The sequence below is a fragment of the Stenotrophomonas sp. PS02300 genome (genome assembly GCF_029959395.1).
Classification (GTDB): Bacteria; Pseudomonadota; Gammaproteobacteria; order Xanthomonadales; family Xanthomonadaceae; genus Stenotrophomonas; species Stenotrophomonas maltophilia_AD.
The window spans coordinates 1-16,925 of the sequence record NZ_JASCOP010000006.1; the positions used below are offsets into that span (position 1 = coordinate 1).

Below are 16,925 nucleotides of genomic sequence, written 5' to 3' on the forward strand. Positions count from 1 at the left end.
TTAACTCGGGCTGCCTTTGAATCGTCGCCCTATGCCCCCCCCCCCCCATGCCACCTGAGCGGACTCTGCTCTGGCACCGGGGGGGCATTCGCGGCGTTTCCCACCCGGTTGGGTGCGGGCGCCTCGCACTCGCAATCGCGGTGCCCTGCTCCCCTCATCGTCGGAGATCGGTCTATGGAACATGAGTACGCTGTCTTGGGCGGCTTCAACCGTGCCAATGTCGGCAAGTGGGTAATGGGGGCCTCTGTCGGGCTGGCCGCGGCAGTGAGCGCCTTGGCCGGCCTAGTTGTGGCATTGGTTGTGGATTTCGGTGTGGAAATGCCGCGACTGGTGCTCTGGCCGATCACCGCCGGCTCGATCTATCTACTGCTGTACGCGCTCTTTGACCGGTGGATGTGGCGGATACCGCGCCTTTCTAGGTGGCTGCGCGTTCCCAATCTTTCTGGCACATGGGTCTGCCACGGGCAAAGCCTGCATGCTTCTGACGATCGCCCCCTCCTGGCATGGGAAGGCGAGGTCGAAATTGCACAGAGCTGGGACAAGATCCAGATTCGCCTCAGAACGCGCCAGTCCGTCTCCAAAAGCCTGTCGGCAGCGCTGATTTATGACTGCACAGATGGCTACCGCGTCCTCTACAACTATCGCAACGACCCGGGCATCGGCGAGCCTGAACTCAAGGGGCATCGCGGCTGCGCAGAACTGCTGTTCCGCGCCGACCTGACCGCTGCCACCGGTGAGTACTTCAACGGCCACGGCCGCTACACCTACGGAACCCTCACCCTGACCCGAAAGGAAACCACGACACCATGAGTGCGGACATCACCAAACGTTTGCGTGCGCTTGACGCGCGGCGCCATGGCTTCGATCGGAGCTCAGTCATCTTCGACTCCGCCTCCGGGTTTGAGGCACGCGCGCACCTGAGCGAGACCTATCAGAAACGCAGTAGTGGGTACCATACGCGCTATGCACTGGGCGCCATGCAAGCGGTAGCCGCCAGCTACACCGCCCTGAGTGTTGCCGAGGCCGAGCGTGTGCAAGCGCAAATTGCAACGCGATTGGACCGCGATGGGCTGAGCTGTACGTTCCGTCTGCAGGGCTCCGTTCCGGGCAACATTCATATCCGCGGCGTCAGTGATGTCGACTTCCTGGTTCTGGAGCAGCGGTTCCATCACTACGATGCGACGGGGGTCTTGGCGCTGGCTGGGCACTACCGTAACCCGTACCTGCCGTCAGCCGTCGATACATTGCTCGATCTGCGTCACCGACTGGAGGCGGCGCTGAAGGACGCCTATCCGGCGGCGGAAGTCGACTGCACAGGTGCCAAGGCCATCCAGCTGTCGGGTGGATCTCTGCGTCGCGAAGTTGATGTTGTGCCAGCTTCATGGAATGACACCGCCGAGTATCAGCGGACACAGTCCGAGGACTTCCGGGGCGTCAACATCCTCGACAAGCCTGCGCGTCAGTTGATCCACAACCTGCCCTTCCTGTATCTGCGACGCCTGCGCGAACGTGATGACGAAACGTGGGGCGGGCTTAAAAAGGCCATTAGGCTTTGCAAGACACTGAAGGCGGACGCCATCAGCGACGGAAAGAAAGTTGAAATCAGCAGCTATGACATTGCCTCTGCACTGTGGAACGCTGCTGCTGGAACTCTGCAGGCGGGTATCGTTAAGGAACTCAGCATCCTCGCAGCAACGACCGACTACTTCTTGTATCTGGTCGCCAATCCTGCTTACGCGAAGACGCTTCAGACCCCAGATGGATCGCGCAGGGTATTTGACACCCAGGTCAAATTGGATGCCGCGGCGGTGCTCGCGCAGGAGCTGCTGGAGCTCTCTCGCGCCGTCAGTGAGGAACACGCCCCGCGCACAGCGCACGCCAGCCTGCAAAACGATTGGCTAAACACGCTCAAGCAAACCTCTGTGCCAGTTGTCGATTGAAAGCGTACCGCGTGGGAATGAAATCCCACTGACCTGAGCAGGTCGATCGTTGACGCCCCGCGAATAGCAACGGGGGCACTCAACAGGTTTGGGAAGTATCGGGCGCGTGAGGTAGATTCCTCACGCTGGCGCCTGCGGTACAAAAGTATGCCACGCGCACGCCCCCCCTCCCTCACGAGAGGTCCGCGTCACCACCGCTTGGCCTGGCTGGACGTTGAGGCCCGCATGCCAGGAATGCTTGATGGCCGCAGTTTTGCGGATTGGTCGCTGTTGCTGGCGTGGTAACGCAATGCGCGCGGGTTTCCCGTCAGTTTTGCCAGTGACCCTCAGCCCTTAGATTGAGGTACTGGAGCATCTCAAAGTCAGTTCGCCTACTCGTCAGATAGTATCGAACGACGCGACCGGCAACGTGGTTCTTCATGCAGCCGCCGGCGATCTAGCGTCAGGGCCGCCTGGCACACTCAGAGAAGGATGTCTGGCGTGATGTCCGTGGGGTCATCGCGCATCTTATCGACCCGCTTGAGAATCCGCTCCCTTTCTCGCCCCAGAGCGATGACATACGCTAGATCCTCCTGTCGAACGCGGCCCCTGTCGCAATAAGCACGGTTCTTCTGTTGGTCCAGACGCAGGTGAATAGGGCAGCTTTTGCTGGCACCCGGCTGATGCAGCGCCCAGTTCGGAGAACAGCGGAATTGCTCATACAGCACCGATTGCCTGTTGGAACGGTCGATCAGTGAATGTAGACGGGCAAGGTTTGCAATCCACGCCTCGAACGAGCTTATGTAACTGGACACCGTTGCGTGCAGATCTGGCAACCGCATAGGGACCTCAGAGCGTCGATGCCCAAGGAGACGATCCATGCGAGACACGCTCATCCGCTCGGAGATCTCGCGAAGCTCCTCGCGCCGCTGCAGTAGCCATACGGCGTATGCCTGGCCTCTACAGCATAGGTGCGGCCTTAGAGTCACTGGAGCCCATCTGTTTCGCTGAGTGCGGCCGCCGCCTACTGTTCTCATGGCATGGACTCGGCAGCTGGAGTGTCCCCTGAGATAGGTGCGCCTAATTTGACGTGCAATGCACCTAAGAAGCTCCTCGTACGGCCTGATGGCAGTCTCGTGATCATCGGCAGGAAGGGGTAGCAAGAGTGCGGTCTTTGGCCGCTGCGTGAAGGAGGTTGGTGTTGGCAACAGCGCGTTGCGTACCATCGTGTTCGGGAGCTGGATCAGTGCGTACCAGTAACTGCCTGCGTTGCTCACAGCGTGATTCCCGTTCCAGCGTATTGTCGTTAGACCGCTGTGAGCCCTCTGGCAACCGGCGAGCGAGTCATTCGCGGTCCTGAGCCACTGGTGCAATTTGTCTAGGGTTCGCGCGTATGACGCAGCCTTGCGAGCGGTCAATTCACCGGAAACGTCGGACTCCAGCAAGGTGCTCCCGCATGATTTACATGTGAATCCGTGCACCAGTGTCCCTTTCGTGTCCAAAGCAATTCCACAGGACGGGCAGCCGGTCTTCAATCTCACTCGATGCAGGACGCAGCGAACAAATCGGTCATCTTGTTGATACTGGTAGTGTCTCCCAACTTGGATGCAAGCTGGACAGTAACGAAGAGCTTCAGCATCCAACCATCTGATTCGCTCACCCAGGACTGACTGAACATCGCGCAGCTGCTCCGAACAGTTGGGCGGGCGCTGCTCGTCAAGCCTCTGCTCCGAGAGATACACGGTGGAGCGCGAAAGCAGAAGGCACCAGTCCTGGCGACCATTCATCCACTTGGCATCGAAGCCGTTGAATAGTTCCAGCGTCTGGATGACGGTCCACGAGGAACAGTAGGCATCGATCAGAGCTCGACTCCATGCAATCACGGCGACCTCCGTGCGCGGCCTCTCCCGATTGCCGTTGCAGCCAGCACGGCAGGCGTCCTGCTCCGATAGCCTGAGTCAACGATGGCGCGCTCCCAAACTTCCCGCGAAATATTCATCCCTTCAGCATCGCTGCCCTCACTATCCTGCCCCACCAACATCAGGGCCTCAGCCACCCATTGCATGCTGATTCCCTCTTGGTCAACTGCACCTCCGGACTGAGAGCGAAACGCGTCGTACAAATCTGTGGCGCTGCGCGCCAAGCGGAATCCATTGGCATGTGCATTTGGCCACAAGTACTGTGTATAGGACCAGCCCGATCCACGGGGGTACTCAGTCTCGTCATCACATGACTTAAGGACCACGTGCAGATCTGCTGCATCTTGCAGACTTCTGAACTCAACAAGCTCCGCCATGAACCTGATGGTCAGATCTGGCATCTCGGCCATGAAGCGTTGATGCATCGTGCACAACTGACTCTGACCGAACAGTACGACAGTAACCTTTACCTCATGCGTGTTCAGCCAGTTCACCATGCGCTTGAGCCAGCCCAGGTCCTTGACGTGCAGGTTCTGCGCTTCGTCAATCACCAGAAAAAGGTGTCTGCCAGCGACTGACATGGCATAGAGGGCTCGCAGCAACTGATCGCGCTTTCCCGCGAGGGAACGCAATGCACGTGGTTCGAAGTCGATTGCGGAGAGCATATCTTCGATCAGAGCACCCTCAGCGGCCACGTCCTTGGACGAAGGCTCGTAGATCACAAAAGCCGCTCCCGGGTACTGGGTAGGGGCCAGCTTTTCCAGCGCAGAGATGCAGGAGGACTTGCCGCACAACGGGTGCGCCCAGAATGCTATTGAGGAGCGAAACCGTTGCGCTCGATCAAAGACCAGACGAGCCACCTCTTTGACTGGCGCGGTGGGAAGAATGGCCGCTGCCATGAGCAAGGGGTGCCGATCCCGTAATGATGGATAGGTTGCCTGGATTGCGGCAATGCTCTCGTGGCTCGTCATTGTTGACCTCCTCACTTTCCGATGATGGAGAAGTCGATGTCTCTAGACTTGCGAACACGGGACGCCAGTGTCTGCGTATTGACACGCTTTCCGGCGTTCGTAGGCGTCTTGCTCGGCGCGTACCCCTTCCTCTTCTCCTCGGCCAGGACAGTCGCCGCGTGCGTTGTACGGGGCGCTCTTGCGCAAGTATCCAAGGCTTTCTGAGCTAATTCTTGAAGCTCCACGCCAACGATGTCGGCAAAGGGCGCGTCCCGAGCGCCTTCGATCTTGGATCTGAGCAGTCTTCGGAGCTCTCGGGAGTGCGGATACCGCCACCGCGCGCTCAGTGGCACGAGCTCACCAAGCTCCCGTCCGTCACCTACATATGCATGAACACGTGAGATGTCGTAGGGATCTGCATGGAGCGTGACCGCCTGCCCAATCAGATCCCAGCGCGTGGCCAGGATGGGGGATCCGTACTCGACGCTCGCGTAGCTGACACGAGGCAGTCTGCCCTTCTTCTGGGACCCCCTGACGGTGGCTGAGGCCACATCCACTCGAAGCGGAGGTGTCAGCACGGGACGCGGCGGCCCCAGTGGGGCCAAGCAACCGGAGCCAGGGGCGTAGTACTCAAGCATTTGGTCAGTGGGACTGCTGCCGTAGTTGGCCTCTGTAGGCGTTGAGTTCCAGTGCGCAACGGCCTTGGCCGTTTCTTCCATCAGCTTTTCAAGGGTCACCTTATGCCTGACCGCTTGACGTTCCGGCTGGTTGCGCCGGGGGTCCGTTGGGCTGTTTCCCGTGGTCGCTGGTGATTGCTGAAAAACACTCGATGCCATCCAGCCAAACACTCGCTCGACGAGCGAACGGCGTTTCGGTCGCCTAATTGCGCCAAACGAGATCGCAGCGCCAGTTTCCGCTCTGACCCTGTCGGCTACTGTGTCTGATAGGTGCGCGAGCGCGTTGTCTACAAAGAGGCTGCCAAAACCAAGGCGCAATTCTAGATCGCCAGCTTCTACTGAGAGAGTGGCTTCCAGTGCGTGTTGCAGCTGGTTCGATAGGCACTGTCCAGCTGACGCATGATCGATGCACCTGAGGAAGTCGGAGCTGGAAATTGTCCGGCGGACAACGATGTCCCAGCCCAGAATGAAGTTGGTGAACCTATCGGCGATGACGATAAGCGTCATACGACGGCTGGGAACGTACTTGATTCCCTTTGGAGTATTCACACCCACGGCAAAGATGATGTCGGCCGTATGCTCGTCAGCCTCTACTATCTCAAATGGCGCCAGGGCAATGGGCCCCTCGGGTTGTTTGCCCGGCCTCCTTGAGCGCTGCCGGCACTCTTCGCCGTACTGCAGGGATGCAACCTTCTCGTGGTTTGAATTGAAAAATTGCTTCACGTAAACCCAGATTGCCTCTCTGCCATACCGGCCGACACAGAACGGCCATTGATTCTTGCCCAGCCCGGCATCACGACAGAGGTTAAGAAAGATCTGATGTGCCTCCTTGTTGGTGATCCGCCCCCGCTTTTCCCCGTCTGGAGTGACGCCAGTGGCGAGGTACTTGTCCAGGGCGAGGTGCACATTGGGCTGCGAATCAAGTAATGCTGACAGAGCGCCCGTATAGCCGCCGAATGACTGGCTTGGCATCGCGCCTACGGGCTTGATCCGCGTTGGCGCTTGCGTGCGAAATCCCTTGATGAGGCCGGCCCAACCTGCAATGCGGCCATCGTCCATGACCGCCACGCATCGATTGAGGTACCGCAAGACTTCAGTTCGCTCGATCCCGAATTGCGAGGCAATCTCGGCAGTTCGGACGCCGCCTAAGTACGCAACTAAGGCTTTCCGTCTTTGCTCAAACAGCGCCAGATCAGCCGGGTCCAACTGATTGGTTTCGCAAGCCGGCCACTCACGATAGTTCGCAAGATTTGCCGGAAGCGTTCTCCGGTTGAACTTAGATTGAGCGGTCATGTTCACACCTGAGCAGCCTTGTGTGCACAGACCATGGATGTGCATCCATATCCGAGCCGATGGATCGAGCGCGCAGCGCAAGAACCGCAGCTCCCACCACCGCTGCTGGGTGCCTTGAGTTAAGTCCTCGTATGACCTCTCCTAAGGTCAACTTGCCGCGTCGCCGAACCGCCGATTCGACTTCCTTTGCCAAAGAAGTAAGATCCGAACCGCGGCACCGGTGAAAGGCAGATATTGCCGCCTGCCAGTTGCGGATCCTCATCTTGGCCTGACCCAGCTCACGTGTGCTCAAGACGGAGACTGAATATCCAAACTCCGTGCCCAGTGCTTCGATATCTCGCCTGGCTCTGTCCGATCCATCGTCGATCATCCGAGCCTGAATAGAGCCATCAGTCAGGGTAGTAAGCGCATCAAGGCAGATTGAGCCGCTGCCTAGAGACACCTGTATCAGTTGCTCGCGATACTCTGCGTCACGGACGCTTGCGTCGCCTTCGCAATAGAAGAAGAGCTTCATCCTCAGGTCACCACTCAGCGTCACCTGGCACTCCGCCATAGGAGACTGCAGCGTCCAGAGGTTAGCCGAGTTGCTTGTCCGAGCTTGCCTCACACCTAGTCGGCGTTGCCTGGCCTTGGTCGTAACACTCATTCGCGTGCTCCAAATAGACCTCTCTGCGGGGGGCAGTGGTCTGGGCACCTACGCAGATGCATTCGGTCTCGGTGGTGCGTCATGGTCAACGCGGGCCTGAATCGCTGCCGAAAGCAGCGTCAGTAAGCATCGCTGACATGCTCTGGACGCTACTCCTGAAAGGCTCGGGGTGCAACCGATCCGAGAGTCCTGTCAGACCCCAAGCTGAACTAGTAACAAAAATACCTGCAGCTAGCGTACAAGTAACACATTTACCCCTGGGCGCTCACCTATTCAGCTTGTTAGGGATTGGAGGTCTGCGTCTGTAGACTGTTGAAATGAAAAGACTTCGAGGTAACACGAATACGTGCTCCATCAACAATTTGCGGTGCGCCAGCTCAAACTTGAAGCATCATCGATCGGGCCGCTGGCGGAAGGGACCAAGCTGGCCCCTTCCGCCTGGGCATTACAGCTCCAGTTGGCGTAGCCGCCCGTCGTAGCGCTGGCTGCCACCCCAGTAATTGCGGCTGCTGCCATGCAGACCCAGTTGCCGCTCTTCCAATGGGTCATTTGCGGCAGACGGCGCGCTCTGGTCGGTGAAGCTGCCGAGGCTGTCCACAAGGAGCTGCAGTTCTGCCTGCGGGCTGCCTGCCTGATTGAGCGACGTGGACGGCAGCGTCGTCTGCTGCGGCTTCTCGACATGGATCGCCGATGCCCCGGGCACCGGCCGCGTTGCGGCGATCGGCAGGGCCTCGGGCCCATAGGGCGGCAGCTCCAGACTTCCGGGTGCCTGCAGGAGCGCTCCCCGCACCGCGAAACCCTCCATGGCCTGGACCAGTGCAGTGGCTTCATCGACGGGCAACGCAATGCCGACAGACCCCTCGGTCACATGCATCGTCGACGGGCTTGCCGATGCGCGGCTGCTCCCCAGTGGCGTCAGCTGCCCGGCGATGGTCGCTGCCGAGATGGCGTAGCCGCCATCGCCGGGTTGCACGTAGGCGATGGCGTGCTCGCCGCCGAGGAAATGGTCGATCACGCGCATCTGTTGGCCGGCGTCGCCATCCACGCGCACGATGAGGTCGTCGCCGTCGCGGTGATAGGCCAGCCGAGTGCGCGAGATCGCGTCCAGGTACAGCCAATCGGTGCCGCCGCCGGTGTTGTCGATGGTGTCTGCGCCGGAGCCTGCGGCGTAGAAATACGTGTCATCGCCGGTGCCGCCAAACAGCAGGTCGTTACCGTCTTCGCCAACGAGCTGGTCGGCACCTGCGCCACCTATCAGGATGTCCACGCCCGAGCCGCTGAAGCTGCCGTTGCCGCCGGACAGGTAGTCATCGCCGTCGCCGCCATCGAGCTTGTCGTCGGCTCCCATGCCAAACAGCGTGTCGTTGCCACCCAGGCCCTTGATCAGGTCCCGCCCGCTGGTCCCGACGATCTGCTCGCCAGCCGCGGTGCCGGTCTTCACCGATGGGTAGTCGGCATCGTTGCCCGTGCCTGGGGTGCCGCCACTGCCGTTGCCGGGGTTCACCAAGGCGTTGATCGCGGCGGTGTTCAGGGCAGAGCCGCTGGCTGGTTGCAGGTAATCAATCGCCATGTCACCGCCGAGGAAATGGTCGTTGACGATGACACGTTGGCTGGCGTTGCCGTTGACCGTGATGACCAGATCGTCACCATCGCGGGTGAAGCCCAGCTGCGAGGTCGTGATGCCGTTCTGGAAGATCAGCCAATCGGTTCCGCCGCCGGTGTTGTCGATGAGGTCGCTGCCACCGCCGTAAACGTACTGGTCGTCCCCCGCCCCGCCCGTGAGGGTGTTGGTGCCGTCTTCGCCGCGCAGCGTATCGTTGCCCTGCCCCCCTTCGAGCACGTCGTTGCCGGAACCGGCACCACTGCCGTTGCCGCCGGCGAGGTAGTCGTTGCCGTCGCCGCCGCGCAGGGTGTCGTTGCCGCCCATGCCAAACAGCGTATCGGCCCCACCCAGGCCTTCGATCAGATCCTTGCCGGAGCTGCCGGTCAACTGCTCGCCGGCAGCCGTGCCGGTAATCGTCTGGTCAAAACCGTTGCCGGGGTTGCTGCCACCGTTGATGATCGCGGCGATCTGGGCTGAACTGTAGCGATTGTCACTGGCCTGCACATAGTCCAGCGTGGCGTCTCCGCCGAGGAAATGGCCGGTGACCCGCGCAGCCGGCGTGGTGGCTCCATCGATGCGGACCAGCAGGTCGTTGCCATCGCGGGCGAAGCTCAAGCGGCTGATGGCAATGCCGTTGGCGTACAAGGTGTCGGTACCGCCGCCGGTGTTGTCGATCACGTCGCTGCCGGTAGTGGCGTCGACTGCGTACAGGTCATCGCCCTCCCCGCCTTTGAGCACGTCGTTGCCATTGCCACCCCACAATGTGTCGTTGCCGGCCATGCCGCGCAGTTCGTCGTTGCCGTCCAGGCCCATCAGCGTGTTGGCAGATGCGTTGCCCTCGATGACGTTGTCCAAGGCGTTGCCGTTGCCTTGGGTGGCGCTGCCGGTGAGGCGAAGGTTTTCGACGTTGTTCGCCAGCACGAACTGGCTGCCGAAGCTGCGCACTATGGTGTCCACGCCCTCGCTCTGGTTCTCCAGCACCCGGTCGGCTTCGACGTCCACGTAGTAGGTATCGTTTCCTTCGTACCCATACAGGGTGTCGCTGCCCAGTCCACCATCAAGCGTGTTGTCCGAGGCATTTCCGTGGAGCGTGTTGGCTGTGGCGTTGCCGGTCAGGTTCAGCGATGCGCCCTCGCCCAGCCTGCCGATCTCCACGTTGGCGGACAGGGTCCAGGACACCGTGGTGGTGACATCGTCGGTGCCGCCATTGGCCAGTTCCACAACCACATCGCCTGCGTCGTCGACGTCGTACTGGTCATTACCCGCGCCGCCGACCATGCGATCGGCACCACCACCGCCGTTGAGATGGTTGTCCTGCGAGTTGCCGATCAGTTCGTTGGCGCCGGCCCCGCCGTACGCCACCCAGGCTTGGCTGCCTTCGACCATTACGAGGCGCTCGACTTCATCCGGGGCGTCGTAGGAGAACTGCGAGAATTCAACCGTGTCATAGCCTTCGCCAGCCAACTCGACTATGGTGGCCGTGTCGCTCTGGCCGATCACATAGGTATCGTCACCCAGGCCACCATAAAGCACGTCGTTGCCGCCGTTGGCGATGATGCGATCATCGCCGGCCAATCCGCGGATCTCCTCGCTTCGCGCCGTACCCAATAGCTCGTCGTCGCCCTGCGTGCCGGTCACTACCACCAGGATCTTCAGGTTCAGGTAGAGCGAGGCCTGCTGTCCAAACCTGTCCGTGGCCAGGATGGTGAAGCTTACGTACTCCTCGTCCACTGATGGCGTTCCACTGACCGTGCCGGTAGCAGGGTCGATGCTCATCCAGTCGGGTCCGCTCAGGCTGTAGGTCAGCACATCATCCGGTTCATCAACGAAGGTGCCTGCGGGCAGCAACAGTTGGAAGGCCTCGCCGGCACGCACCGGGTCCTCGATGCTGAACCAGTTCACCACCGGGGGATTGTTGGTGTAAGGCAGATGGTCCAGGCCGCCGCGACGAATGGTGCCGTCGAAGAAGACGAATTCGTCGACGGACTTCACCAGCGTGTATTCGCCTGGTGTGTCCTCGCGCCAATAGTTCTCCACGATCAAGCGGTCGTTGGGGTCGCTGCCCACCTGGACAATAAGACTGGTGCCGTCCTGCGACCAAGTGATCGCGTCCGGGTCGATGCCCTCGCCGAAGATCACCTGGTCCAGGTCACGGCTGCCGTTCACCGATCGGATACGGTCGGTGCCGTCGCCGATCTCATAAAAGAAGCGATCACTTCCGCTGCGATTATAGTTGTACTGACCGCCGTCAGTTCCAATCAACACGTCGTTGCCTCGCCCGCCGTAGAGATCGCCGCCGTAGACAGAGGCTTCGATCGTATCGTCGCCGTCCTCGCCGTACAGCAGGTCCACGCTGCTGATGTTGTTGCCCTCGCTCAGGTAGGGCAACTTGTAGTAGCCGCGGATCGTGTCATTACCTGCACCGCCGCGGATTTCGTTGGACATCATGTTGCCCATCAGCACGTTGTCGCCGGCATCGCCCTGCAAGTTGCCGCGCATGTAGATCGTGCCGAAGGGTCCCTGCGTGGCGACGTTGTCGAGCGTGAGGTTTTCCACGTTCGCATAGTCGGACACCGACACCCACCTGTAGATATCGGTCAGCTCGTCCCAGCCGGAAATGACCACGGTGTCGTTGCCGCCGCCGGCCGCTTCGATCACCTGATCCTTGAGCGTAACCAGATAGGTATCGTTGCCGCCCAGGCCGGTCAGCTGGTTTACGCCCGCGACGAGATGCCCTTCAAGCACATTGGCATCGCTGTTGCCAGTGGCTGACACGGCCGTGCCGGTCAGCCGGATGTTCTCCAGGTCCAGGCGAGTCTGGATGGAGTAGTCCAGGCCGGTTTCGACGGTGTCGATGGAGTCGAAGGTGGTGTTCTGCTCGATGATCACATCGGCATAGCTGTCCACCACGTAAGTGTCGCGGCTGGTGGTTCCCATCAGCGTATCGGCGCCAGCGCCGCCATCCAGGCGGAAACTCAGGCTGGACGAGAAGGTCATCTGGATCAGCTGGATTACATTGTTCAAGGCATTGCCCGTGAGCCGGCTGGGCGCGTCCCACCAGTAATTGGCCGCGGTCTGAACCATGTTCTCGACGTTGGCGCTCAGGGTCACATGGTAGAAATTGGTGTAGAGCGTGTCGATGCCGCCATCGTCGTCTTCTTCGATACCGGCGCCATCGAAGCGGGGTACGAACGCGCTCCAACCGTAGTTGTGCTGCAGGTAGTAGCCGTCGTTTCCGCTACCGCCGATATAGCGATCGATGCCGTTGTCGTAGTAGGCCATATGCAGGCGGTCGTTGCCCGCGCCGCCACGAACGATGTCGTTTCCTGCCTCGCCGTAAAGCGAATCGTCGCCGTCACCGCCATCCAACACGTCATCGCCATCGCCGCCATACAGCCAGTCGTTGCCGCCCAGTCCGGAAAGATTGTCGTTGCCTGCCATGCCTGACGCGACATCCGGCGTGTAGCTGCCCACGAAGACATCGTCGCCGGCGGTGCCGTCCCAGGTGCGTTGGGCAAAGTCGGCTGAGGTCATCTGCGCGCCCTCGGCGAATACAACCCGGTGGCGGCTGTTGGCGAGGAACCCCTCCAGCACGATGACGTTGTCAAGGCTCGCGTTGGGTTGCCCATTGTTGCCGGAGACGAAGATCGTCAAGTTGTGGCCGTCGATCTGGTAATTGGTCACCATGTTCTGGGTGATGCCGATCAGATTGATCGTGTCTGAGCCGGCGTTGGCGGCGCCCAGGTTGGCGATCACGTCGTAGCCGGACAACCGGGCGATGTTGTAGGTATCGTCGCCTGCGCCGCCATCTGCGAGGTCCTGTCCGAGTGGGCCGCCGTTGTAGACAAGGTTGATGACGTCATTACCACCTCCGCCCAGCACCAGATCTTCGCCCTGGCCGTCCGTCAGCGTGTCATCGCCGTCCCCGCCCTCGATCAGATCGTTGCCACCGAGCCCGTCGATGGTGTCATCGCCGCCTCGGCCATACAGCCGGTCATCTCCTTCGGTACCCAGCAGGTTGTCGTCGCCTGTGCCACCCCCGCCGATCGCGCCGTAGTAGGTGCCTGTATCCATCTGCATTCTGCTGATCCATGCGCCATCGCTGAACTGCAGCCACGCCGCAGCGCCGGCGACGAAGTATCCGGCGACACGTAGCTGGCTGCCGTCGTCCATCGCCAGCAACAGATCATCACCCTCACGGTTGAAGACCACCTCGTCGGCCGTGATGCCGTCATACAGGTAGATCTGGTCCTGGCTGGCGACTTCCAGCCGGATGACGTCCTGGCCGAACGCGCGGTTGAAGTAGTAGCGATTGAGCCCCGTGCCGCCCACCAGCGTGTCGTTGCCGGCGCCGCCGTCCAACATGTCGTCCCCGTCGCCGCCATTGATAAGGTCGTTGCCCTCATTGCCGAACAGCGTGTCGTTGCCGGCGCCGCCGTCGACGTCGTCATCGCCTTCCGCGGCGGTGACCACGTCGTTGCCTTCCTCGGCAAGGATGACATCGCGCCCGAAGCCGCCGTAGATGCTGTCGTCGCCGAGACCGGCCTGGATGAGATCGTCCCCGTCGTCCCCGTCGATGGTGTCGTTGCCGGCACCGCCGTAAATCTGGTCATTGCCGGCCTCGCCGTCGAGGATATCGTTACCGTCGTCGCCGTAGAGTACATCGCTGCCATCCCCTCCGACGATGGTGTCTGCGCCGTTGCCGCCGCCCAGGCGATCATCGCCGGCGTCGCCGTACAGCTTGTCGTCGCCATCGCCGCCGCCCAGCGTATCGTCGCCATCTTGACCGAAGAGAAGGTCCTTGCCGAAGTCGCCTTGGAGGTTGTCATTACCGACCCCGCCCTGCAGCTCGTCGTCGCCATCGCCGCCGTCCAGCGTATCGTTGCCGTCTTGACCGAAGAGGAGGTCCTTGCCGAGGCCGCCGTCGAGGTTGTCATTGCCGTCCCCACCCTGCAGCTCGTCATCGCCGCTGCCGCCGATCAGCTGGTCATCGCCCCCGTTTCCAATGAGCAGGTCGTTGCCGGCGCCGCCATCCAGGAAATCGTTGCCGTGGTAGGCCGCCGCCAGGGTCTCGTTGGTAGCCTTGTCGCCGATCAGCTGGTCGTCGCCATCGTCGCCATACAGCGTGTCGGCGCCCCCGTTGCCATCGATGATGTCGTCATCCGCGCCGCCGTGGATCAGGTCGCGGCCGTGCAGCGAGCCATCGATGTCCACCGAGTCGCCGGACAGCATGTCCGCACCACTGCCGCCGGCGATGACGTCGTCGCCGCCGTCGCCGTTGGCGATATCGTTACCCGCGCCGGCATCGATGTTGTCGTTACCGTGGCGAGTTCCCGCATCGTTGTTATCCCCCCAGATGACATCGTCGCCGGTACCGCCGAGGATGACGTCGTTGCCGTCGTCGCCCGTGAGCAGATCGTTGTCGGCACCGCCATCGAGGAAATCGGCGTCGGCATCGTTGCCGTCTGCGGGGCTGGACAGACCGCGGCCCCAGATGCGGTCGGCGCCATCGCCGCCTGCGAGCACGTCGTTGCCGCCGTTGCCACTGATGGTGTCGCTGCCGGCGCCGCCGTCGATCACGTCATTCCCGTTTGGGTTGGCCTGGTCGGAATGGCGCCAGCCCACCGCGATCGCGGCATTGGCCCCGTAGGGATAATCGCCGTTGATGATGTCGTCGTCATCTCCGCCGAAGATGACGTCGTTGTCGAACCCGCCGATCAGCTGGTCGCTGCCGCCGCCGCCCAGTATCGTGTCGTTGCCGTCTCCTGCCACGACGGTGTCGTTGCCCATGCCCGCGTCTATTGTGTCGTTGCCGCTCGGCGTTCCATTCGGGTTCAGCAGGCTCCATCCGGGCGCATTGATGACATGGGCGATGTACCATGCCTTGCCGCGGTCAAGCACGGCGGCGCCCAGCTGGGCTATCTCATCTTCAAACCTGTCCTGCTGGCTCTTTCCGGTGTCCGGATCCGGGGTGGTATCCAGCGGGTGGAAATCGGCCTGCTCATAGCCGTCATAGATGTAGTCGTTGCCGTCGCCGCCCAGCAGGACGTCATCGCCGGTTCCGCCGAGGATTAGGTCGTTGCCGGCGCCGCCGTCGAGATAGTCGTTGCCGGCACCGCCTTCAAGGCCATCGTTGCCGCCCAGCCCGCTGACGGTGTCGTTGCCGGCGTTGTTGCCGTTGCTGCCAAAAAGATCGTCTTCATTGGTCATCAACGACCCGCTGGCTGCAGGCACCTGCCCGCCCAGGGTAATGCCGAGATCGCCCAAGGCCCAATCCCGTACTCTGATAGTGTCCTGGGTATCGATCACATCGATGACCAGTGTGCCCTGGCCATAACCATTGTCCAGGAATGTCAGCTTCAGCTTGCCGGTGCTGTCCAGCCATGCGTGCTCGGAGGTACGCTGACCTGCAACCACGATATTGCCGTCGAACCAGATGCGGCCACTGCCGTCGGAGTCGATGATCTGGTCAACCGTGATGCTGGCCGAGTCGTTGCTGAAGAACCGGTAATCGTCGGTGCCCGCGCCGCCGGCCAGGTAGTCGTTGCCGGCCCCGCCCTCCAAATCGTCATTGCCTTCCAGCCCGTACAGGGAGTCGTCGCCGCCCGCACCCTTCAGGGTGTCAACCTCTTCGCCGCCGATGGCCAGGTCGTTGCCGGCGCTGCCGTCATAGGACAGCGCGCTGGTGCCATTTTCCACCACCAACGTCGCCAGGCCCGACAACAGGGGCGCAAGGTCTCCGCGCTCCTTGAGGAACGCATAGAGCGCCTGTGAAAGACGGAACTTGCCCAGTCCGTCGGAATTAGCAGCAATGCGGGACATGTCCAGTGAGATACCGCCGTTCACCTCCTCCACGATGCCGGAAGTCACCGCGGCGGTCGTGAAGTTATAGAATTCGGCCAGTACATCAAGGATTCCCTTGTTGAGCACCTTGTCGGCCACCGTGCCCGCCGTGCCGATCCGGAACAAATCCTGTCCCAGTGCGTCCAGCCTGGCCAAAGTGCTGCCATCGGCAAGGTCGGCCACGTGGTCATTCATCAGCTTGGTCAGAAGGTCCGGAAATCTGCCGTCCGGGCTGCGGCCGTAGAGTGACGTGCTGAGCAGCTCGCCTACGGCTTGGCTCTGCTGCGTCAGACCCAGCCGGAAGTCGTTGGAATACATTGCGGCCTGCAGCAACGTCATGGAGTGCAGTTCGATACGCGCGAGGGTCCGCGCCACCAGGCTGTCGGTCTCCAGGATGGAAGGCGTGCCGATGTCGATTGCCGGTTTTGCGTCGCCTTCGATGACGGACCACGGCTTGCGGATCAATTCAAGGATCTCGCCCTTGAGGAAGTAGCTGGTCACCTTGCTTTCGCGCCCGGCGAATTCCGCGCCGTCTGAATCGACGTACGCGTCGAATGCGGGGTTGCTGAATCCGGACAAGGCCAGCAGTGAGTGGATCGCTGACAGGGTGTAGGAGTTGACCGCTGTCTGCTCGAATGGCGCGGCGTCGAAGGTTGTCGCGTTCAGGTTGAAGAACACACTCATTAGTGAGGCCAGGCCTCCCCCCAATGAGTGTCCGGTAAAGCTGATCGTCGCACCGGGATGCGCGCTCATCACCTGTATCACCAACTTCATCGCCTGGATCACCTGCACCGACGTGATGCCGAGGCCGGCGGGGAAGTTCGCCAGGGCGAAATCCTCAAGCTTGGCCTGATTCGTGCCGGTGAACGAGATAACGATCTCGCCGCTGCCCTGATAAACGCCTGCCGAATAGCCACTGATCAGGTGGTCGTCATACCAGGCCAGCTCCTCCCATTCCTCCGGCAAGTTGATCTTGTTTTGATTTGGGCGGTCATACACCCTATTCGCCAACAGCGCATAATCAAGTTTGTCTGCCATGTCCGTTCCTTGAGCGTTGGTGTGACTTCCAGATGGG

Annotated in this window: 6 protein-coding genes; 2 read left to right on the forward strand and 4 right to left on the reverse strand. The window is 61.1% G+C overall.

The features are described 5' to 3' along the window. Positions 1-174: 174 nt before the first annotated feature. Together QMX79_RS02695 and QMX79_RS02700 are read left to right on the forward strand one after the other, a co-directional pair. Positions 175-810 carry a hypothetical protein gene (locus tag QMX79_RS02695; RefSeq protein WP_012480241.1) on the forward strand — a complete coding sequence of 212 codons (636 nt, stop codon included), beginning with the start codon at positions 175-177 and terminating at the stop codon, positions 808-810. Beyond that, the gene (locus QMX79_RS02700) at positions 807-1,940 is read left to right on the forward strand and encodes a hypothetical protein (protein ID WP_282244129.1); all 1,134 of its coding nucleotides are present in this window, start codon (positions 807-809) and stop codon (positions 1,938-1,940) included. Before QMX79_RS02695 ends, QMX79_RS02700 begins: the two co-directional genes overlap by 4 nt. A gap of 461 nt (positions 1,941-2,401) precedes the next feature. On the opposite strand, the gene QMX79_RS02705 is transcribed toward QMX79_RS02700, so the two are convergent. From QMX79_RS02705 to QMX79_RS02720, 4 genes are all read right to left on the reverse strand, one after another. After that, the gene (locus QMX79_RS02705) at positions 2,402-2,800 is read right to left on the reverse strand and encodes a hypothetical protein (protein WP_282244131.1); all 399 of its coding nucleotides are present in this window, start codon (positions 2,798-2,800) and stop codon (positions 2,402-2,404) included. 998 nt (positions 2,801-3,798) lie between these two features. After that, positions 3,799-4,809, reverse strand: coding sequence for an ATP-binding protein (locus tag QMX79_RS02710; RefSeq protein WP_012480243.1), 1,011 nt, complete (start codon positions 4,807-4,809; stop codon positions 3,799-3,801). An 11-nt stretch (positions 4,810-4,820) separates the two neighbouring features. Beyond that, entirely contained in the window at positions 4,821-6,758 is a 1,938-nt protein-coding gene (locus tag QMX79_RS02715) for a hypothetical protein (protein ID WP_282244135.1), read from the reverse strand. 1,091 nt (positions 6,759-7,849) lie between these two features. Next, complete coding sequence (locus tag QMX79_RS02720) at positions 7,850-16,888, reverse strand: putative Ig domain-containing protein (RefSeq protein ID WP_282244137.1); 9,039 nt, start codon at positions 16,886-16,888, stop codon at positions 7,850-7,852. Between the last annotated feature and the right edge of the window lie 37 nt (positions 16,889-16,925).

Bases quoted from the DNA above. Each gene is read 5' to 3' on its own strand.
- QMX79_RS02695 (WP_012480241.1), top strand. From the start codon at position 175: ATGGAACATGAGTACGCTGTCTTGGGCGGCTTCAACCGTGCCAATGTC.
- QMX79_RS02705 (WP_282244131.1), bottom strand. From the start codon at position 2,800: ATGGATCGTCTCCTTGGGCATCGACGCTCTGAGGTCCCTATGCGGTTG.
- QMX79_RS02715 (WP_282244135.1), bottom strand. From the start codon at position 6,758: ATGACCGCTCAATCTAAGTTCAACCGGAGAACGCTTCCGGCAAATCTT.
- QMX79_RS02700 (WP_282244129.1), top strand. From the start codon at position 807: ATGAGTGCGGACATCACCAAACGTTTGCGTGCGCTTGACGCGCGGCGC.
- QMX79_RS02720 (WP_282244137.1), bottom strand. From the start codon at position 16,888: ATGGCAGACAAACTTGATTATGCGCTGTTGGCGAATAGGGTGTATGAC.
- QMX79_RS02710 (WP_012480243.1), bottom strand. From the start codon at position 4,809: ATGACGAGCCACGAGAGCATTGCCGCAATCCAGGCAACCTATCCATCA.